This is a genomic window from Curtobacterium salicis (assembly GCF_011759505.1).
In the GTDB taxonomy this organism is placed as follows: Bacteria; Actinomycetota; Actinomycetes; order Actinomycetales; family Microbacteriaceae; genus Curtobacterium; species Curtobacterium salicis.
In genome coordinates, this window is the sequence record NZ_JAAOYO010000001.1 from 223,760 (window position 1) to 244,606 (window position 20,847).

Annotated in this window: 18 protein-coding genes; 17 read left to right on the plus strand and 1 reads right to left on the minus strand. The window is 70.9% G+C overall.

Annotation, left to right across the window (positions count from 1 at the left end):
* Positions 1-30: 30 nt before the first annotated feature.
* The gene (locus E9228_RS01095; RefSeq protein ID WP_341849721.1) at positions 31-687 is read right to left on the minus strand and encodes an HAD family hydrolase; all 657 of its coding nucleotides are present in this window, start codon (positions 685-687) and stop codon (positions 31-33) included.
* A 38-nt stretch (positions 688-725) separates the two neighbouring features.
* Between E9228_RS01095 and E9228_RS01100 the strand changes: the two genes are divergently transcribed.
* The 17 genes from E9228_RS01100 (at position 726) to E9228_RS01180 (ending at position 20,769) form a co-directional block, all read left to right on the plus strand.
* On the plus strand, positions 726-1,400 hold the full coding sequence (locus E9228_RS01100) for an L-threonylcarbamoyladenylate synthase (protein ID WP_166778788.1): 675 nt from the start codon (positions 726-728) through the stop codon (positions 1,398-1,400).
* Entirely contained in the window at positions 1,397-2,650 is a 1,254-nt protein-coding gene (locus tag E9228_RS01105) for an MraY family glycosyltransferase (RefSeq protein WP_166778789.1), read from the plus strand. Before E9228_RS01100 ends, E9228_RS01105 begins: the two co-directional genes overlap by 4 nt.
* Complete coding sequence (locus E9228_RS01110; protein ID WP_166778790.1) at positions 2,647-3,126, plus strand: Cg1360 family ATP-synthase-associated protein; 480 nt, start codon at positions 2,647-2,649, stop codon at positions 3,124-3,126. The genes E9228_RS01105 and E9228_RS01110 overlap by 4 nt, the downstream gene beginning before the upstream one ends.
* 104 nt (positions 3,127-3,230) lie before the next feature.
* A complete protein-coding gene (atpB, locus tag E9228_RS01115; RefSeq protein ID WP_341849722.1) occupies positions 3,231-4,091 on the plus strand; it encodes a F0F1 ATP synthase subunit A in 861 nt (286 codons plus the stop codon).
* 61 nt (positions 4,092-4,152) lie between these two features.
* A complete protein-coding gene (atpE, locus tag E9228_RS01120; RefSeq protein ID WP_058729232.1) occupies positions 4,153-4,389 on the plus strand; it encodes an ATP synthase F0 subunit C in 237 nt (78 codons plus the stop codon).
* A gap of 9 nt (positions 4,390-4,398) precedes the next feature.
* Positions 4,399-4,962 (plus strand): F0F1 ATP synthase subunit B, encoded by a 564-nt coding sequence (locus E9228_RS01125; protein WP_111043792.1) that lies wholly within the window; start codon positions 4,399-4,401, stop codon positions 4,960-4,962.
* 2 nt (positions 4,963-4,964) lie between these two features.
* Entirely contained in the window at positions 4,965-5,759 is a 795-nt protein-coding gene (locus E9228_RS01130; protein WP_166778791.1) for a F0F1 ATP synthase subunit delta, read from the plus strand.
* 107 nt (positions 5,760-5,866) lie between these two features.
* On the plus strand, positions 5,867-7,495 hold the full coding sequence (gene atpA, locus E9228_RS01135; RefSeq protein ID WP_166778792.1) for a F0F1 ATP synthase subunit alpha: 1,629 nt from the start codon (positions 5,867-5,869) through the stop codon (positions 7,493-7,495).
* Positions 7,496-8,398 carry a F0F1 ATP synthase subunit gamma gene (locus E9228_RS01140; protein ID WP_166778793.1) on the plus strand — a complete coding sequence of 301 codons (903 nt, stop codon included), beginning with the start codon at positions 7,496-7,498 and terminating at the stop codon, positions 8,396-8,398.
* 46 nt (positions 8,399-8,444) lie between these two features.
* Complete coding sequence (gene atpD / locus E9228_RS01145; protein ID WP_123653602.1) at positions 8,445-9,899, plus strand: F0F1 ATP synthase subunit beta; 1,455 nt, start codon at positions 8,445-8,447, stop codon at positions 9,897-9,899.
* A gap of 1 nt (position 9,900) precedes the next feature.
* On the plus strand, positions 9,901-10,164 hold the full coding sequence (locus tag E9228_RS01150) for a F0F1 ATP synthase subunit epsilon (RefSeq protein WP_110902146.1): 264 nt from the start codon (positions 9,901-9,903) through the stop codon (positions 10,162-10,164).
* Positions 10,165-10,169: 5 nt separating this feature from the next.
* A complete protein-coding gene (locus tag E9228_RS01155; protein WP_166779340.1) occupies positions 10,170-10,931 on the plus strand; it encodes a YaaA family protein in 762 nt (253 codons plus the stop codon).
* 151 nt (positions 10,932-11,082) lie between these two features.
* Entirely contained in the window at positions 11,083-11,643 is a 561-nt protein-coding gene (locus tag E9228_RS01160) for a hypothetical protein (protein WP_166778794.1), read from the plus strand.
* A 53-nt stretch (positions 11,644-11,696) separates the two neighbouring features.
* Positions 11,697-12,356 carry an FHA domain-containing protein gene (locus E9228_RS01165; RefSeq protein WP_166778795.1) on the plus strand — a complete coding sequence of 220 codons (660 nt, stop codon included), beginning with the start codon at positions 11,697-11,699 and terminating at the stop codon, positions 12,354-12,356.
* A 58-nt stretch (positions 12,357-12,414) separates the two neighbouring features.
* A complete protein-coding gene (locus E9228_RS01170; RefSeq protein WP_341849723.1) occupies positions 12,415-13,242 on the plus strand; it encodes a PP2C family protein-serine/threonine phosphatase in 828 nt (275 codons plus the stop codon).
* A gap of 178 nt (positions 13,243-13,420) precedes the next feature.
* Positions 13,421-14,848 (plus strand): serine/threonine-protein kinase, encoded by a 1,428-nt coding sequence (locus tag E9228_RS01175; protein ID WP_166778796.1) that lies wholly within the window; start codon positions 13,421-13,423, stop codon positions 14,846-14,848.
* The gene (locus E9228_RS01180; protein WP_166778797.1) at positions 14,845-20,769 is read left to right on the plus strand and encodes an Ig-like domain-containing protein; all 5,925 of its coding nucleotides are present in this window, start codon (positions 14,845-14,847) and stop codon (positions 20,767-20,769) included. The genes E9228_RS01175 and E9228_RS01180 overlap by 4 nt, the downstream gene beginning before the upstream one ends.
* Positions 20,770-20,847 lie beyond the last annotated feature (78 nt).

Genomic DNA, 20,847 nt, shown 5'->3' on the forward strand with positions numbered 1-20,847 from the left:
CGGACCCGGGGTGTGCCTCCCGGCCGACGCCTACGCGACCGTCGGGACGGATGCGGTCTCGTGGGCGGCGACGAACGTCCGGACCGCATCGCGCAAGTCCGTGTCGTGCTCGACGAGGACGGCCGTGATGCCGATGCTGCGTGCTCCGGCGACGTTCTCCGGCATGTCGTCGGCGAAGAACGTGCGTTCCGCGGGGACGCCGTGGTGCTCGAGCACCCGACGGAAGACGTCCTGCTCCGGCTTGCGGGCGCCGAAGTTGCTCGACGTGTCGAGGTGCTCGCCGAACAACGGGGGCAGCGACGGCACCCACTCGTGCAGCCAGCGGCCGGCCAGGGGTCCGTTGTTCGTCAGGAGCGCCACGCGACCGTGCTCCTTGGCGATCCGGACCGCTTCGACCCGGTCGGGCAGCTCGGTCATCGCGGCGCCGCGGACGCGCGCCCACTCGGCCTCGTCGACCGTGCAGCCCATCGCCTGCTGGAACGCGGCCAGGTACGCGTCGCCGTCGGGGAAGTGTCCCGCTTCGGCGAGCTGCTCGCTGCCCGTGTCCCACCAGCGGCGACGGAGCTCGACGAAGTCGTGGCCCGTCAGCTCGGACAGCCCGGCCATGCGGGTCTTCCAGTCGTAGCGGACGAGGACGTCGTCCATGTCGAAGAGGAACAGGAGTGGGGGCGCAGCGGTCTCGTTCACGATGCCCACCATCCTCGCGCACTATCATCGTGCAGGTCATGGCTTCCCGATACGACTGCTCCGACCCCGACGGGCTCCTCACCGGGATGCGGCTCGCCCGAGCCGCCCTCGGTCGCGGTGAACTCGTCGTCGTCCCCACCGACACCGTGTACGGCGTCGCCGCGGACGCGTTCAGCGCGCAGGCCGTGCAGCGCCTCCTCGACGCGAAGGGCCGTACGCGGCAGTCGCCGCCCCCCGTGCTCATCCCGGGCGTGGCGACGATGGACGCCCTGGCCAGCGAGGTCCCCGAGCAGGTCCGGCGTCTCGTCGACGAGTTCTGGCCCGGCGGACTCACCGTGATCCTCCGCGCCCAGCCGTCCCTCGACTGGGACCTCGGCGAGACGCGCGGCACCGTGGCGCTCCGGATGCCGGACTCGCGCATCGCCCTCGAACTCCTGCAGGAGGTCGGACCGCTCGCGGTGTCGTCCGCGAACTCGACCGGCGACCCGGCCGCCATGGACATCGACGACGCCGAACGGATGCTCGGCGACAGCATCGCGGTCTACCTCGACGGGGGAGCGATCCCCGTGCACGAGGGCACCGCGTCCTCGACCGGCTCCACGATCATCGACGCGACGGGCCTCGCCGCGGGCGAGGGCCTGCGGATCGTGCGGCACGGCGTGATCTCCGACGACGAGATCAGGCGGGTCGTCGGGGACGACCTCGTGCAGTGAAGTTCTACCTGCTCGCCGGCGTCATCTCGGCGGTCGTGAGCTTCCTGGTCAGCTGCGTCGTCTGGAAGCTCGGCGTCAAGTACAAGTGGTACCCCAAGGTCCGCGAACGGGACGTGCACCGCACCCCGACCCCGCGCCTCGGCGGGATCGCGATGTTCCTCGGCGTGATCGTCTCCCTGCTCTGCGCGTGGTTCCTCTTCCCGGCCATCGCGGGGCAGGACTACTTCCGGTTGGTCTTCGCCGAACCGGGGCGCGTGTTGGCGGTGTTGGCCGGAGCCACGATCATCGTGGTGCTCGGCGTCGCCGACGACATCTGGGACCTCGACTGGATGACGAAGCTCGCGGGCCAGATCATCGCCGCGGGGATCCTCGCGTGGCAGGGCGTCGCGATCGTGTCGCTGCCGATCGGCAACACGCTCGGGGTGGGCTCGTCCTACATGAGCCTGATCTTCACCGTGCTCGCCGTCGTCCTGGTGATGAACGCGGTCAACTTCATCGACGGCCTGGACGGTCTGGTCGCCGGCGTCGCGATCATCGCCGGCGGGGTGTTCTTCCTCTACACGTTCTTCATCAACCGCGTGGTCGTCGAGACGGAGTTCTTCTTCAACCTGCCGTCACTGCTGACCGCGGTGCTCGTCGGGGCGTGTGCCGGGTTCCTCGTGCTCAACTGGCACCCCGCGAAGCTCTTCATGGGGGACGCGGGAGCGCTGCTCGTCGGGTTCCTCATGGCGACCAGCGCCGTGTCGATCACCGGCAACATCGACCCGGCGGCGGTCCGCACCCGCACCGACCTGCTGCCCGCGTTCATCCCGATCCTGCTGCCGTTCGCGATCCTGGTCGTGCCGATCCTGGACTTCGCCCTCGCCGTGGTCCGCCGGGTCAGTGCCGGCAAGTCGCCGTTCTCGGCCGACCGGAAGCACCTGCACCACCGCCTGCTCGACATGGGGCACTCGCACTTCCACGCGGTGCTGATCTTCTACGCGTGGACGGCCACGGTCGCCTTCGGGTGCCTGCTCTTCCTCTTCGTCAACTGGTGGTGGGTCACCGCCTTCGTCGCGGTCGGCTTCACGGTCTGCGCCATCGCCACCTTCGCGCCGCTCGGCCGCAAGCGCGTCGAGATCGCGGCGCAGACGACCGCCCGACGCGGGGGAGCGGTGGACGCCAGCCTCGACCCGCTCGACCGCGCTGCGGCCGTCCGCGACCCGCACGCCCGCCACCCGTCCCGCCCGATCTCTGGAGACCCCTCGTGAGCACCCCGAACGGCCTCGACCACGTCCGGCCGGTGTTCCGCCGCATCCTCCTGCAGGGTGCGGTCCTCGCCGGTGCCCTCGCCGTCATCGGGGGTGTGGTCGGCTGGTTCGTCGCCGGCGGCCCGGGCCTGACCGGCGGGCTGATCGGCGCGGTGATGAGCGTCGTGTTCTGCGGCCTCACCGCGGTGAGCGTGCTCCTGGCGATCCGGTTCTCCGGCGGTCAGATGATCTCCGGCGCCTTCTTCGGCACGATCATGGGGACCTTCCTGGTGAAGTTCGTGCTGTTCATCGTGGTGCTCGTGGCGCTGAAGGACCGTGATTGGGTGAACACGCCCGTCCTGGCGATCGCGATCATCATCGGTGTCATCGGATCGCTCGTGATCGACGTCACGGTCATCGCCCGGGCCCGCGTGCCGATCGGCGTCGAACTGCCGGGAGACCGGACGGACGCTGAGGATCGCGACCCCGCAGCCTGAGAGCCCGAGAAGCCGCGCACACCTGATAGGCTTCTGGAGCCCGCTGCCGGAGCATGAGCTCGGACGGGCAAGCCTCCACATCAGTCCACCTCCGCGTGCCATGCGTGCGCGCCCCGACACAGGAGACAGCGCTGCTATCCCACGCTCTTCCCCTGTCCCTCATCGCTGCGGGTCACCCCGTCGCGGCGGGGAGCAGCAAGGCCGCCGAGTTCCACGGTCCGTCGATCAACGAGTTCTTCCCGGACCCGATCTTCTTCGCCGGTACTGCGTTCGAGATGGACCGCATCGTCCTCATCCGCTTCTTCGCGGTGGCCGTGCTCCTCGTCTTCGCGTTCGCCGGAACCCGCGCGCTCAAGCTGGTCCCCAATCGTGGACAGGCATTCATCGAGTACGCCTTCGACGTCGTCCGTCGGAACACCTTCGACAACCTGGGTGAGAAGGACGGCAAGCGTTTCCTGCCGCTCCTCGCGACGATCTTCTTCGGCGTCCTGTTCATGAACCTCACGGGTCTCATCCCGTTCATGAACATCGCCGGTACCAGCCGCATCGCGATGCCGATGATCCTGGCGATCGTCGCCTACGTCGCGTTCATCTACGCCGGCCTCCGCAAGCACCCGGGCACGTTCCTCCGGAACTCGCTCTTCCCGCCCGGGGTCCCGTGGCCGCTGTACATCATCGTGACGCCGATCGAGCTCGTCTCCACCTTCGTGCTCCGTCCGATCACGCTGACACTGCGACTGCTGATGAACATGGTCGTGGGGCACCTGCTCCTCGTCCTGTTCTTCTCGGCGACGTGGTTCTTCTTCTTCGACGCGGAGAGCCTCTTCAAGTTGTTCGGTGTCGGGACGCTCGCGTTCGGCATCGCCTTCAGCTTCTTCGAAGTCCTCGTCGGGTTGCTCCAGGCGTACGTCTTCATGTTGCTGACGGCCGTCTACATCCAGCTCGCGCTGGCTGACGAGCACTGACACCCTTCTGACCCCCTACGGGACCGACACTCGTCGGACCCGCACCTCGAAAGGAAAACACGTGGACGCAACGACCGTTCTCGCGGAGATCAACGGCAACATCGCGACGGTTGGCTACGGCCTCGCTGCGATCGGCCCGGCCATCGGCGTCGGCATCGTCGTCGGCAAGACCATCGAGTCCGTGGCCCGCCAGCCCGAACTCCAGGGTCGCCTCACCACCCTCATGTACATCGGTATCGCCTTCACCGAGGCCCTTGCCTTCATCGGCATCGCGACGTACTTCATCTTCACCGCGTAAGGCTCTTCGATGCAGACTGCACTCATCATCGCGGCGGAGGAGACCCACAATCCGCTGATCCCACCGGTGTACGACATCGTGTGGTCCGCGGTGGCCTTCGTCATCATCTTCATCGTGATGTGGCGTGTCGTCACGCCGCGGATCACGAAGATGCTCGATGAGCGCACCGAGGCCATCGAAGGCGGCATCAAGAAGGCCGAAGCCGCCCAGGAGCAGGCCGCTGCTGCGCTCGACGAGTACAACAAGCAGCTGGCTGATGCGCGTGCCGAGGCATCGCGCATCCGTGAGCAGGCCCGTGCCGACGCCACCGCGATCGGCAACGAGGTTCGCGAGCAGGCCAGCGCCGACGCCGCACGCATCACCGCGAACGCCCAGGCGCAGATCGAGGCAGAGCGCCAGAGCGCGCTCCAGTCGCTCCGCTCCGAGGTCGGCACGCTCGCACTCGGCCTCGCGTCGGGTGTCATCGGCGAGTCCCTCCAGGACGACGCCAAGGCGACCGCCGTCGTCGACCGCTTCCTCGCCGACCTCGAGTCGTCGCAGGGTGCCCAGACGGCGGCCGGAACGGAGCACTGAGCATGCGCAGCGCCACCCGCGAAGCGATGACGTCCACCAAGGCGGTGCTCGCCGAACTCGGCGGTGCCGTCGACCTGGGCGTCGGAGCACAGATCTTCGCCTCCGGGCGAGCGATCGCCCGGGCGCCGCAGCTGCTCAACCTGCTCGCCGACCCGACCGCCGACACCGCTGGCAAGAAGGTCCTCATCGACCGCGTCTTCGCCGGGCAGAGCGACGCCACGCGCGCCGTCCTGGCCGCCGTGGCCGGATCGCGCTGGTCGTCGCAGGGTGACCTGCTCGCCGGCATCGAGGACGCAGCAGTGCGTGCCGTGGCCGCGACGGCCGACCAGTCGACCTCGATCGAGGCCGAACTGTTCGCCTTCGAGACCGCAGTGCGTTCGGACGCCGGACTCGAGCTCGCGCTCGGGACCAAGCTCGGCAGCGCCGACCAGAAGGGCTCCCTCGCGGAGCGTCTGCTGGCCGGCAAGGTGTCGCAGCAGACGATCACCATCGTGTCGAACCTCGTGCAGCAGCCCCGTGGCCGCCGCATCGGCGAGATCGTGCGTGACGCCTCCCGGATCGTCGCAGACCAGGCGGACAAGCTCGTCGCCACGGTCATCACGGCGACGCCGCTGTCCGACGACCAGGCGGCGCGTGTCGCCCGGGGGATCGCGCAGCGTTACGGACGGGACATCACCGTGAACCGCGTCGTCGACCCCTCGGTCATCGGCGGGGTCCGCGTGCAGGTCGGCGGCGACGTCATCGACGGCACCGTCGCGACGCGGCTCGCAGACCTCCGTCTGCAGCTCGCCGGCTGAGCGTACGGTCGGACTCGTCCCTCCAAGTCCACAACGGGAACTGCCCCGCCCGGCAGCATCACCCCTCTCGGAGCCGCAGGGCCCCGGAAACCTACAAGGAAAATCCCATGGCAGACATCACCATCAGCCCCGATGAGATCCGTGATGCCCTGAAGGACTTCGTCTCGAACTACGAGCCGACGAAGGCCTCCACGGCCGAGGTCGGGCACGTCACCGACGCCGGTGACGGCATCGCCCACGTCGAAGGCCTCCCCGGCGTCATGGCCAACGAGCTCATCCGCTTCGCGGACGGCACGCTCGGCCTCGCCCAGAACCTCGACGAGGACTCGATCGGCGCCATCGTGCTCGGCGAGTTCTCCGGCGTCGAAGAGGGCCAGGAAGTCACCCGCACGGGTGAAGTCCTCTCCGCCCCGGTCGGCGACGCGTTCCTCGGCCGGGTCGTCGACCCGCTCGGCGCTCCGATCGACGGTCTCGGCGAGATCGCTGCCGAGGGCCGTCGTGCCCTCGAGCTGCAGGCGCCGGGCGTCATGTCCCGCAAGTCGGTCCACGAGCCGATGCAGACCGGCATCAAGGCGATCGACGCGATGATCCCCGTCGGTCGTGGCCAGCGTCAGCTGATCATCGGTGACCGCCAGACCGGCAAGACGGCCATCGCGATCGACACGATCATCAACCAGAAGGCCAACTGGGACTCGGGCGACGAGAACAAGCAGGTCCGCTGCATCTACGTCGCCATCGGCCAGAAGGGCTCCACGATCGCCTCCGTCAAGGGTGCGCTCGAGGACGCCGGCGCGATGGAGTACACGACCATCGTCGCGGCCCCGGCCTCCGACCCGGCCGGCTTCAAGTACCTCGCCCCCTACACCGGTTCGGCCATCGGCCAGCACTGGATGTACCAGGGCAAGCACGTCCTCATCGTGTTCGACGACCTGTCGAAGCAGGCCGAGGCCTACCGTGCGGTGTCGCTCCTCCTGCGTCGTCCGCCGGGACGCGAGGCCTACCCGGGCGACGTCTTCTACCTGCACTCCCGTCTGCTGGAGCGTTGCGCGAAGCTGTCCGACGAGCTCGGCGCCGGTTCGATGACGGGCCTCCCGATCATCGAGACCAAGGCGAACGACGTCTCGGCGTACATCCCGACCAACGTGATCTCGATCACCGACGGCCAGATCTTCCTGCAGTCGGACCTCTTCAACGCGAACCAGCGTCCGGCCGTCGACGTGGGCATCTCGGTGTCCCGCGTCGGTGGTGACGCCCAGGTGAAGTCGATCAAGAAGGTCTCCGGCACGCTGAAGCTCGAGCTGGCGCAGTACCGCTCGCTCGAGGCCTTCGCGATGTTCGCGTCCGACCTCGACCAGGCATCGCGTCGTCAGCTCGACCGTGGTGCGCGTCTGACCGAGCTGCTCAAGCAGCCGCAGTACTCGCCGTACCCGGTGGAGGAGCAGGTCGTCTCGATCTGGGCCGGCACCAACGGCAAGCTCGACACGGTCCCCGTGCCGGACGTGCTGCGCTTCGAGTCCGAGCTGCTCGACCACCTGCGTCGCAACTCCGACGTGCTCACGACCCTCCGCGAGACGAACCAGCTCAGCGACGACACCGTCGCGGCGATGTCCAATGAGATCGACGAGTTCACGAAGAGCTTCCAGACGAGCGACGGCAAGACGCTCGGCTCGGAGCAGTTCGACGCCGCGGACTCCGAGGACGTTGACCAGGAGCAGATCGTCAAGGGTCGTCGCTAGATGGCAGCGCAGGTCCGGGTCTACCGTCAGCGGATCAAGTCCGCGAAGACCACGAAGAAGGTCACGCGCGCCATGGAGCTGATCTCGGCGTCGCGGATCCAGAAGGCGCAAGCCCGCATGGCCGCGTCCGGTCCGTACTCCCGTGCGGTGACCCGGGCCGTGTCCGCCGTGGCGACGTTCTCGAACGTCGACCACGTGCTGACCACCGAGCCGGCGACGTCGACCCGCGCGGCCGTGGTGCTGTTCACCTCGGACCGCGGGCTCAACGGCGCGTTCAGCACCAACGTCCTCAAGCAGGGCGAGGAGCTCGCCTCCCTGCTCCGCAGCGAGGGCAAGGACATCGTGTACTACCTGGTCGGGCGCAAGTCCGTCGGGTACTTCGCGTTCCGTGAGCGTGCGTCGGAGCAGCAGTGGGTCGGCAACACCGACCAGCCGGAGTTCTCGACCGCCAAGGAGATCGGCGACGCCGTCGTGGCGAAGTTCCTGCAGGACACCGCAGAGGGCGGCGTGGACGAGATCCACATCGTCTTCAACCGGTTCCTCAGCCTCGCCACCCAGGAGCCGCAGGTCGTCCGCCTGCTGCCGCTCGAGGTCGTGGACGGAGTGGACGAGCCCTCGGGCGACGAGCCGCTGCCGCTGTACGAGTTCGAGCCGGACGCCGATGCAGTGCTCGACTCGCTGCTGCCGGTCTACATCGAGAGCCGCATCTTCAACGCCATGCTGCAGTCGGCTGCTTCCGAGCACGCCGCCCGTCAGAAGGCCATGAAGGCGGCAAGCGACAACGCCGACTCCCTGATCCGTGACTTCACCCGTCTCGCGAACAACGCGCGACAGGCTGAGATCACGCAGCAGATCTCCGAGATCGTCGGCGGCGCCGACGCCCTCTCGTCGAAGAAGAAGTAGTCCGCCGCGTGCGCGGACAGACACCCACCCCAGGAAGGCACCAGCCATGACCGACACCGCAACCACCGCGGTCGAGACGTCGTCGGCGCCCGGTGTCGGCCGGATCGCCCGTGTCACGGGTCCCGTCGTCGACATCGAGTTCCCGCATGACGCGATCCCGGAGATGTACAACCTCCTGTTCACGACCATCACCATCGGTGACTCGTCGCAGGAGATCGGCCTCGAGGTCGCGCAGCACCTCGGCGACGACCTCGTCCGCGCCATCTCCCTGAAGCCGACCGACGGCCTCGTCCGTGGTCAGGAAGTCCGTGACTCGGGCGCCCCGATCTCGGTCCCCGTCGGCGACGTCACCAAGGGCAAGGTCTTCGACGTCCTCGGCAACGTGCTCAACTCCGACGAGAAGCTCGAGATCACCGAGCGCTGGCCGATCCACCGCAAGGCACCGGCCTTCGACCAGCTCGAGTCCAAGACCTCGATGTTCGAGACCGGCATCAAGTCGATCGACCTCCTCACCCCGTACGTGCAGGGTGGCAAGATCGGCCTCTTCGGTGGTGCGGGCGTCGGCAAGACCGTCCTCATCCAGGAGATGATCCAGCGCGTCGCGCAGGACCACGGCGGTGTGTCGGTGTTCGCCGGTGTCGGTGAGCGCACCCGTGAGGGCAACGACCTCATCGGTGAGATGGAAGAGGCGGGGGTCTTCGACAAGACGGCCCTCGTGTTCGGCCAGATGGACGAGCCGCCGGGGACGCGCCTCCGCGTGGCCCTGTCGGCGCTGACGATGGCGGAGTACTTCCGCGACGTGCAGAAGCAGGACGTCCTGCTCTTCATCGACAACATCTTCCGCTTCACGCAGGCCGGCTCCGAGGTCTCGACGCTGCTCGGGCGCATGCCGTCCGCGGTGGGCTACCAGCCGAACCTCGCCGACGAGATGGGTGTGCTCCAGGAGCGCATCACCTCGACGCGTGGCCACTCGATCACCTCGCTGCAGGCGATCTACGTCCCGGCCGACGACTACACCGACCCGGCTCCGGCGACCACGTTCGCGCACCTCGACGCCACGACCGAGCTCTCTCGCGAGATCGCGTCGCAGGGTCTGTACCCGGCCATCGACCCGCTGACCTCCACGTCGCGGATCATGGACCCCCGGTACCTGGGCGCCGACCACTACGAGACGGCCACGCGCGTCAAGCAGATCCTCCAGAAGAACAAGGAACTGCAGGAGATCATCGCCATCCTCGGTGTCGACGAGCTCTCCGAAGAGGACAAGATCACGGTGGAGCGCGCTCGTCGCATCCAGCAGTTCCTGTCCCAGAACACCTACATGGCGAAGAAGTTCACCGGTGTCGAGGGCTCCACGGTGCCCCTCAAGGACACCATCGAGTCCTTCCGCGCCATCGCCGACGGCGAGTTCGACCACGTTGCGACGCAGGCGTTCTTCAACGTCGGTGGCATCAACGACGTGGAAGAGAAGTGGGCTCAGATCCAGAAGGAGAACCGCTGACATGGCGGGTCTCACCGTGAGCGTCGTCTCGGCTGACCGCGAGGTCTGGTCGGGCGACACCACCATGGTCGTCGCACGGACGACGGAGGGCCAGATCGGCATCCTCGCGGGACACGAGCCGATGCTCGCGATCCTCGCGCAGGGTCAGGTCCGCATCACGCGGGCCGACGGCTCCACCGTCGCCGTCGACGCCGAGGACGGCTTCCTCTCCGTCGAGCACGACACGGTCACGATCGTGGCGCGGCAGGCCGCGCTGGCGTCCTGACCGGACTGACCGTCCTCCTCCCGCCGTCCGAGACGAAGCGGGAGGGCGGGGACACGGAGCGCACCCTCGACCTGGGTGGGCTCTCGTTCCCGGAACTGGCCACAGAGCGGGCCGCGGTGATCACCGCGGCCCGCTCCGTCAGTTCCGAGGAGACCTCTGCACGGACGGCGTTGAAGCTCGGCCCGAAGTCGATCGCGGAGCGACTCCGCAACCTGGTCCTCGAGACCAGCCCGACGATGCCCGCGATCGAGCGCTACACCGGGGTGCTCTACGACCCGCTGGACGCTCCGGCCGCGGACGCGTCGACGCGTGCCTGGTGGGACCGGCACGTGATCGTGCAGTCCGCGATGTTCGGGCCCATCGGCGCCGGCGACCTGATCCCGGCGTACCGCCTGTCGCACGACTCCCGGCTGCCCGGTGTCCGGCTCGCGTCGCACTGGCCCGCTCCGGCCGGAGCCGCGCTGGCGGCCCGTGCGCCCGGGTTGGTCCTCGACCTCCGCTCCGAGGGCTACCGGTCCCTGGGGCCGGTGCCGGACGCCGTACCGCTGCGCGTGGTCAGCGTCGGCGGGGACGGACGCCGCAAGGCCCTGAACCACTGGAACAAGACGGCCAAGGGCCGGCTGGTCTCGCTGCTCGCGCGGACCGGGGCGGCGGTGTCCTCGATGGCGGAACTGACCGCTTGGGCAGCTGCGCACGGGGTCGTCGTCGAACCGGTCGGGGACGGCTGGGACCTCGTCGCCGAGAGCCTCGAGCCCGTGTCGGTCTGACCGGCTCACGGCCGTGCCGCGCACCGGCGGTCGCGGACCGTCCCGGTCCGGCCCCGGACCCGTCCTGCACAGCGGGTTCGGCGCGGCGGTCCCTCCACCGATCACGACGGGCGCACTCCCGGGAGGCACGTCCCGCGTCAGGCTCATCGGCATGAGAACCAGCGACGCAACCGTCCTCCCGCCGGCCGCTCCGGCCGCCTTCATCCGGTACAGCCACGAGATCGCCGCCGCGATCACCCTGCCCGCGGGAGCGCGCGCACTCGTCGCACCCGGCCCACTGACGGTGGCCGGCGGGGTGGCGATCACCACGGCGTGCGCCGCGCTGTCGACACGGCTCGCCCTGCTCGCGTTCCTGGCCGACCCCGATGCCGACGAGCCGATCGGCATCACCGGACACGATCCGTTCACCGAGCCGATGCCACCGGCGCTCCTCGGTCGCGGCCCCGCCCCGGACCGTGACCGCGTGCGCCGTGCGGGGGACCGGTGCGTCGAGGCGTGGCGCCGCTGGTCGCAGACGGATGACTCGGGACAGTCCGTGGTCGGCGTCAGCGGTGCACTCGGACTCGGCGCGTGGTGTGCCTGGGCGCTCGGCTCCGAGCTCCGTGCCGCGACCCGTGCGCGGTACGCGCTCGACCTCCGCGACGACGACCCCCTGGCCCGCCTGGTGCTCCGGAGTTGCGGGGTGCACGTCAGACCGGCGTGGCGTGGCTGAGATCGGGTGCACCGCATCGTCTACGGTTGTGGTGCCGACGGAAGGAGCCGCACGTGCAGGACGACGAGGACCAGCTCGACGACACCGTGCTGCGTGCGGCAGGGACACGGGGGCTCGACTCGGGCTCGTCCGGCTCGGGCTCGTTCGGATCTGGGTCGTCCGGCTCGGTTTCGTCCGGCTCCGGGGCGTTCGACCCCGATCGTCCGGACGACGGGCTCGACGACACCGTGCTCGGTGCCGGGCGACACCGGGCTCCGGCGGCCGCGGCGGCCCCGGCGTCTCCGGCGTCATCGGCGTCATCCACGCCCGACGTCGAGCGGGCCCTCCCGGCACCGGTCCCGTCGATCCGGATCGGCACGCGCACCATCCGGTTGGACCACCCGGTCGTCGTCGGCCGCCGCCCCGGACTGCCCCGGGTCGTCCAGGGTCCCGTCCCGGAACTCGTGACGGTTCCCTCGCCCACCGGACTGGTCTCGTCGTCGCACGTGCGGTTCCACGCGTCCGGACCGACCGCCGTCATCGACGACCTGCACGCGACCAACGGCACGGTCGTCCGCGCCCCGGGCGCCCCGCCGCACCGGATGCCCGCGGGCGCCTCGATGGTCGTGCTGACCGGTACGGTTGTCGACATCGGGGACGGCGCCACCATCGAGGTGCTGTCGCCGTACCTGCGGTCCGTCCCTCCGGGCGGCCGCGAGTCGTCCGGACCCTGACCGTCTCCACCGTCCACCCCGGTCCGTCCCGAACCCCCCCAGAGAGCGACCCTGAACCGTGACCGAACTCGGCCGTGCTGCCTCCGCCCACGCCATCGACCTGCCCGATGGCAACGGTGCGACGCTCACCCTGTCCTGGGGCGCGGCGACCGACGTCGGACGTCGTCGTGACCACAACGAGGACAGCTACATCGTCGACGCCCCCTACTTCGTGGTCGCGGACGGCATGGGCGGGCACCTCGCCGGCGACCGCGCGTCGGACGCCGTCGTCCGGCGCCTCGGCGACTCCACCGACGAACCCTTCGCCTCGCGCCAGACCATCCAGCGGGCGTTGCTGCTCGCCACGGCCGACATCGAGCGTGCCGCCGGTGGCAACGCGCTCGGGGCCGGGACGACCGTGACCGGACTGGCACTCGTCGCACTCCAGGGACAGCCCTCGGCGCTCGTGTTCAACGTCGGTGACTCGCGCACCTACCGCAGCGAAGCGGGCGCACCGCTGAAGCGACTCACCATCGACCACTCCGTCGTGCAGGAGATGGTGGACGCCGGAGTCCTGCGGGCCGAGGACGCGGAGTCCCACCCCGACAGCAACGTGATCACGCGCGCCGTCGGCTTCGGCGAGCCGCCGGAGCCGGACTGGTGGACGATCCCGCTGCGCACCGGCGACCGCTACGTGGTGTGCTCGGACGGTCTGACCAAGGAGATCGGCGACGTCGGGATCTCGCGGATCGCCGCGAAGGTCGACGAACCGCAGGAGCTCGCCGAGCGCCTGGTCGGGGACGCCGTCATCGCCGGTGGACGTGACAACGTCACGGTCGTGGTGCTGCAGGTCGACGACGCCCCCGCGATCGCCGACGACGTCGACGACACGCTGCCGCGCCACTGATCCTGCGGCCCGCAGGCCGTCGCGGCGGGCGACCGGCACCGGGCATCCGTCGAGCCGCCGCTCGACACCGCTGTCGGCTGTCCACGGATGACGTCCTGCGGACCGGTCTGCGCCTCCAGGCCCGGTAGATTCCCCATCAGGTTCCGTGACCACGCCACTCAGTCGGGAAGGAGCGTCCATGGCCCGCAGACTGCCGTCGACCCCTCCTGTGATCCCGGGCTTCAGCCCGGTGCACGTGCTCGGCTCCGGGGGCTTCGCCGACGTCTTCCTCTACGAGCAGGACATGCCCCGTCGACAGGTCGCGGTGAAGGTGTTGCTCGACGAGATCGTGGACGACCGGGTCCGACAGATGTTCCAGGCCGAGGCGAACCTCATGGCCCGGCTCAGCACGCACCCGTCGATCCTCACGGTCTTCCAGGCCAGCGTCGCCGCGGACGGTCGTCCCTACCTCGTGATGGAGCTGTGCTCGGCGTCGATCAGTGAGCGGTACCGCCGCGAGCCGGTCCCCGTGTCCCAGGTGCTCTCGGTCGGGGTCCGGATCGGAGCCGCACTCGAGACGGCGCACCGCGAAGGGGTGCTGCACCGCGACGTGAAGCCCTCGAACATCCTGCTCACCGCGTACGGCAACCCGGTCCTGTCCGACTTCGGCATCGCCGCCACCCTGGGCGAGGCAGACCCCGACGAGCCCATCGGCATGTCCATCCCGTGGTCGGCCCCCGAGGTCCTCGCGGACGAGTCCCGCGGCACCATCCAGTCAGAGGTGTACTCGCTCGCGGCGACCGTCTCCTCCCTGCTCGCCGGTCGCAGCCCGTTCGAGGTGCCGGGCGGGAAGAACGGCGCCGCGGACCTCATGGCGCGCATCGACAAGGGCGGACCACGACCGACCGGACGACCGGACGTGCCGCCGACGCTGGAGCGTGTGCTCGCCGGAGCGATGGCCCGACGACCGCGGGACCGCCCGTCGACGGTGATGGACCTCGTGCGCGGGTTCCAGCAGGTCGAGGCCGAGCTCGGGCTGCCCCAGACCCCGGCCGAGGTGGCGGTGGAGGCCTGGGCCGTCACCACGCCGTCGCGCCCCGGCGAGCAGACGGTCGTCGCGGGGCCCGGCGGGACGTCCGCCGGAGTCGGTTCCCCGACGGGCCGGCGTGCCCGGAACCGGCACGCGCTCCGTGGCGGGACGGTGGCCAGCGCGTCGCAGAGCGTCGGCACGGTGCACCGGACGGCATCGACCGCGCGCGGGCGACGGCATCCCCGCGCCGCCCTCGTCTGGGCCACGGTCCTCTCCGCCGTCGTGGTCGTCGCGCTGGCCGTCACCACCGCGGTCGTCCTCACCCGTGGCGGTGGCGACACCGTCCCGGTCGTGTCCGACCTGCGTGCGACCGCAGGCGGCTCCGCCGTGACCTTCCGGTGGACCGATCCGGGCCTCCGACCGGGCGACACCTTCGTGGTGACCGCCGACGGGACGACCAGCCAGCAGTCCGGCACGACGTTCGTCGCGACCGGGCGGCCCGGCGTGGAGCAGTGCATCCGGGTCGCGGTGAACCGTGACGGCCGGACGGGGACGAACAGCCCCGAACGGTGCGGCACGATCGGTGGCGCCCGGTGATCCGGCGCCTGCTGGCCGCCCGTCGGTCGGCGACGGTGACGACCGTGGTCGCCGTCGTGGTCGGCGCGGTCGTCGCGGGCACGGCGCTCGTGTCGAACGGCTACCACGCGCAGCGCGTCGACCTCGGGGACGGCACGGTCTGGGTGCCCTCCGCCCAGTACGGTGCCGTCGGACGGGTCAACCCGCAGGTGCTCGAGCTCAACACGGCGGTGGAGACCTCCTCGGACACGACCTCCGTCCTGCAGCACGGCTCGGTGGTCTACGCCGTCGACCAGACCAAGGGGACGGTCGCCCGCGTCGACGTCGCCGACGCCACCCTCGGTGACGCCGTCACCCTCCCCACGGGGACGCCCACCGTCCTGCTCGCCGGGGACACGGCCGTGATCGGCAACGCGGAGACCGGCGGCCTCTGGACCACTCCCGCTGCCGCGCTCGACGAGTTCGACGCCTCGACGGACCCGCAACTGACCCTCGGCGCGGACGCCGTGTTCGACGCCTCGGCGGACCACGTGGCCGTCTACTCGCCGCGCACCGGCACCGCGTCCCTCGTGGCACTCGGGGACACCCCGACCGTCGAACGGCGCTCCACCGTCCGGATGGACCGGACGCACGACTTCCAGGTGGCCACCGTCGGCGACCACCTCGCCGTGCTCGACCGGACCGACGGCGTGCTCTCTGTCGACGGACGGTCCGTGGACCTCGGTGCACGCGTCGGTTCCGCTCCGGCGCTGCAGCAGTCCGCGGTCACGGGCGACGACGTCACGGTGGCGGGGAGCGCCGGGATGGTCCGCGTGTCCGCGTCCGGCGCCCTCGAGCAGTCGGCCCTCGCGGTGTCCGGCCGAGCGGCTCGGCCCTGGACGGACGGCCGCTGCACGTTCGCGGCGTGGAGCGGCGGCCAGGCGCTCGACACGTGTGACGGTCGCGCGCTGCAGGACCTCGACCGCGTGCCCGGTGGTGCCGCGCTCCAGGTCGTGCACAACGGGGCTGCCGTCGTCGCCAACGACCCGGCAACGGGTCGGTCCTGGGCGATCGACCGCAGCGGGCAGCTCATCGACAACTGGGGTGACCTGGTCGACCAACAGGACGACCAGCAGCAGGAGCGTGCCTCCGACGACGACCCGGAGGTCGAGAAGGAGCAGGCCCCGCCCGTCGCGGTCGACGACGCGCTCGGCGCCCGTCCGGGACGCACCACGACCCTCCCGGTCCTCCTCAACGACCACGACCCGAACGGTGACCCGCTCGTCGTCAGCGACGTGACGGACGTCGACGAGTCCCTGGCGCGTGTGGCCGTCGTCACCGACGGCCAGCAGTTGCAGATCACCCTGCCCGCGGCCGCGACCGGGGTCGTCTCCTTCCGGTACACGATCACGGACGGCAACGGCGGATCGGCGACGGCGACGGTCCGGGTGTCCGTCCGGCCGCAGTCCGAGAACGAGCCGCCCCGGCAGGTCCGCGACACCCGAGCCGACGTCGTCCGGGGCGGCCACGTCTCGACGAACGTCCTCGGCGACTGGGTCGACCCCGACGGCGACCCGGTGTACCTCGAGTCGGCGGAGCCGTCCGACGGCGACCACACCTCGACGACGCCCGACGGTCTGCTCGACTACCGGAACGACAGCGGCCGGACCGGCGACCGCGTGCAGCAGATCACCGTCAGTGACGGCCGCGACGCCGGACGGGGCTCGGTGACGGTGGCGGTCGCGGCCCAGGGCGAGGTGCCGCTCCGCGCCGAGGGGTTCCCGGTCAGCGGGTACGCCGACAAGCCGTTCAGCATCGAACCGCTCGACCACGTCCGCGGCGGCAACGGCGCGGTCACCCTGACGAGCGTGTCGTCGGCACCCGGGCTGACCGTCACACCCGGCTACGACACCGGCACCGTGCGCATCGGAGCGCGGACGCCGGGGGACTGGCAGCTGGAGTACACCGTCTCCGACGGCACGAAGACCGCCAGCGGCGTCGTCCGGATCACCGTGCTCGCGCCTCCCGACGCGTCCGCAGCCCCGGTCACCACCCCGAAGACGGTGTTCGTGACCACCCTCTCGTCCAAGGACACCGACGTCACGGCAACGGACTTCGACCCGGCCGGCGGCGTGCTCCTCGTCACCGGCCTCGACGGTCCTCCCGACGGCTCCGGGGTGACGGCGGACGTCATCGACCAGCACATCGTCCGGGTGAGCCTCACCGCGCCGCTCGAGGGACCGGTCTCGTTCGGGTACACGGTCTCGAACGGGCTCGCGACGGCCACGGGCACGATCACCGTCGTCGAGATCCCCGAGCCCGACCGGATCCAGCCCCCGGTCGCCCAGCCCGACACGGCCACCGTCCGCGTCGGAGCCGTCACCGACGTCGACGTGCTCGCCAACGACACCCAGCCCGAGGGCGGCGCGATCTCCCTCCTGCCCGACCTCGTCCAGGACGTGCCCCGCGGCGGTGGGCTCCTCTTCGTCTCCGGGGACCACCTGCGCTACCTCGCCCCGAACACACCGGGCACGTACACGGCTGTGTACCGGGTCGCCGGGCCGGACGGGCAGACCGCTGACGCAACGGTCTCCGTGTCGGTCCGTGACCGCGACCGTGCGACGAACGGTGCCCCGGTGCCGCAGACCGTGACGGCCCGGGTGGTCGCGGGGCAGTCGGTCCGCGTCACCGTGCCGCTCGTCGGCATCGACCCCGACGGCGACTCGGTCCAGCTCGTCGGCGTGGCGTCCAACCCGGAGAAGGGCGCGGTCGCGGACGTCACGTCCGATTCGGTGACCTACGAGGCGGGGGACTACTCCGCCGGTACCGACGAGTTCACGTACACCGTCGTCGACGCGCTGGGCGCACGTGCGAGCGGCACGGTCCGGATCGGCATCGCGCCACGCGCGGACCAGGCGGGGCGCCCGGTCGCCGAGGCCGACCACGTCACGATCCGTCCCGGCGGTTCCGTGGCGGTCCGGGTGCTGCAGAACGACTCCGACCCGGAGGGTGGTCGGCTCACCGTCACCGCCGTCGAGCCCTCGTCCTCGGACGTCCGGGCGCGGATCACAGGAGCCGAGACGGTCCAGGTCACCCCGCCGGCGTCCGCACGACGGGGCGACTTCGCGGTCGCGTACACGGTCGCAGACGACCAGGGCGCGACGAGCACGGCGTTCGTCACCGTCACCGTCGACCAGGACGCCCTGCCGCTCCGCCCCGAGGTCGACGACACGGTCCTCGACCTGCAGGACGTGCTCGGGCGGCAGAGCGTGACCGTCGACGTCCTCCGCAACGTCTTCTTCGCCGAGGGCACCGACGCCGACCTCCGCGTCGGTCTGGTCGGCGGCTACGGCGACAGCGCGTCCGTGACCCGCGACGACCGGCTGACGATCCGTCTCTCCGACTCCTCGCAGGTGATCCCGTTCTCGGTGGCCCGCCGCGACCACCCGGACGTCGTCTCCTACGGTTTCGTGCACGTGCCGGGCTTCGACGACGCCCTGCCCCAGCTTGACCGGACCGCTCCGGCCCTCACCGTCCGGAGCGAGTCGACGATCCGGATCCCGCTCTCGCGCTACGTCGTGACCGCGAACGGCAGGACGGCCGCCGTCACCGACCGCGGAGCCGTCAAGGCGACTCACGCCGACGGCAACGCACTGGTGGTCGACGACTCCACACTGCAGTTCACGTCCGCGAAGCTGTACTTCGGCAAGGCGTCGATCTCGTTCGAGGTCACCGACGGGTCTGCCGCGAACGGCGGCACCGGACGGGTCGCGACCCTCGTGCTGCCGATCACCGTCACGCCGCGATCGAACCAGCCGCCGTCGCTGACGGGCACGACGATCGAGATGCAGCCGGGGGACCAGCGTGTGCTCGACCTCGCCAAGCTCACCGACTACCCGTACCCGTCCGACCTGCCGGAACTCCGCTGGTCCGTCCTCGAGCGGCCCGGCAACGGCACGACGGCGACGGTGTCCGGGCGCCGGCTGACGGTCAGCGTCGCGGACTCGGCCTCTCCCGGTGAGCGCTCGACGATCGGCGTCGCCGTCGCCGACTCGACGAACCAGGGCCGGTCGGGCCGCATCAGCGTCGAGGTCGTCGCCTCCACCCGCCCGCTGGTGCAGCCGGGGCCGGACCGCGCGGTGGTGCAACGCGGCACCTCCACGAGCATCGACGTGCTCGCGAACGACCGACAGACGAACCCGTTCCCGGGTCAGCCGTTGCGGGTCGTCGACATCCGCGGTCTGGACGGTGGCATCCCGGACGGTGTGACCGTCACCCCGAGCGCCGACCGGTCGCGCCTCCGGGTCGCCGTCGCTCCCGGAGCGCGACCGGTGGACACCCACCTGCAGTACCGGGTCGCGGACGCGACCGGCGACTCCGAGCGGTCGGTCTGGGGGGACGTCACCGTCTCGGTGCAGGACGTCCCGGACGCGCCCGGCACCCCGACCCGGACCGGCGTCGAGACCGGCGGCCAGGTCACCCTGACCTGGTCGACCCCGCGTGCGAACAACGCGCCGATCACGGGCTACCGCGTCGTCGGGACGGACGGCGTCACGACGGACTGCGGGACCGCGACCGTCTGCACCGTCACCGGCCTCGACCCGACGGCGTCGTACCGGTTCACGGTGGTGGCCGAGAACAGCCTCGGTCGCTCCGACCCGTCACCCCGGTCGGTGGCGATGAGCGCCGACTTCGTGCCGGCGGCCCCCACCGGGCTCACCGTGGTGCCGGACCGGACGAACCCGGGCCAGCTCGACGTGGCATGGGACGCGGTGCCCCGACCGTCCACGGGCAGCGCGGTCGACGAACACGTCGTGACCATCGCCGGCCCCGGCCTGACCGAGACCAAGCGCACGGGGACCGCCACGACGACGTCCTTCAGCGGGGCGACGAGCGGCGCCGCCTACGTGGTGACCGTGTCGCCGCGCAACGACGCTGCCCGTGACGGGACGACCGTGCAGTGGAACAGCGCGACCGCGAGCGGGACCGCGGTGGGGGTGCCGGGCGCGCCGCAGGCTGTCCGGGCCGACACCGGTTCCGAGCCGGACGGCCAGGGCCGGTCCACGGTGACGATCACGTGGTCACCGGCGGACGCAGCCGGCGGGTCGGGCCCGGCCTACAGCGTGTACCGGGTCCCGGCCGGCACCAGCCCGAGCTGCGGTGCCCTCGCGGCGCAGGCGTCACTCGGGTCGCAGTCCGGCACGACCGACACGGGTGTCGGCGGCGGCGGCAGCCGGTACGCGGTCGTGTCCGACAACGGCCTCTTCTGTGCCGTCTCGTACGCCGACGCGGTCACGTACGAGACACCGGGTGACACGGCGGCGCCGACCCTGGCGGTCGTGGCGGGGAGCACGACGACGCAGGCCGACCTCCGGGTCACAGCGCCGACCGCGGCCGTCGACCACTACCGCCTGCAGACCGGCGCCTCTGCGGTCACACTGCAGCCGGGACAGACGTGGACCGGTGTCCCCGGCAACGGGGCGCGCAACACCGCGGTCGCTCTGACGCTCCAGGCGTGCGGAGCGCCGGGCGAGGCGTTCTGCACGACCGGCACCGCCTCGTGGAGCGGGACCGGCGCGGCGTTCGACACCTCGAGCAAGGTCACCGGCGCGGAAGAGGGGCAGCCGCTCGCCGTCGACGGGCCGACGGTCGGCACCGGCGTGAGCATCACCACGTACCAGGCACGCTGGTACACCGACGCGGACGGCACCGACCCGATCGACCCGCAGCCGTCCGACACGTGGCAGCCCGGCGACCCTGCCCCCACCGCTCCCGCCGGAGCGCAGTCGGTCCGGGTCGCGGTCACGGTGCAGACGGACGCCACACCTCGGCTGACGGCGACGACGGGCAGGCCCACGCCGACGTCGCCGGTGGCCGCGGCACCGGTGCCACCGGTCATCCCGCCGGTCGACCCCGAGCCCGGGACGGGCACGCCCGCCGATCCGACCCAGCCGAGCCCGTGACCGCCCGCCGATCCGACCGGGCCGAGCCCGTGGCCGACCGCCGTGCCACGAGCACCCACCCCGCCGTCCCCACCTCCG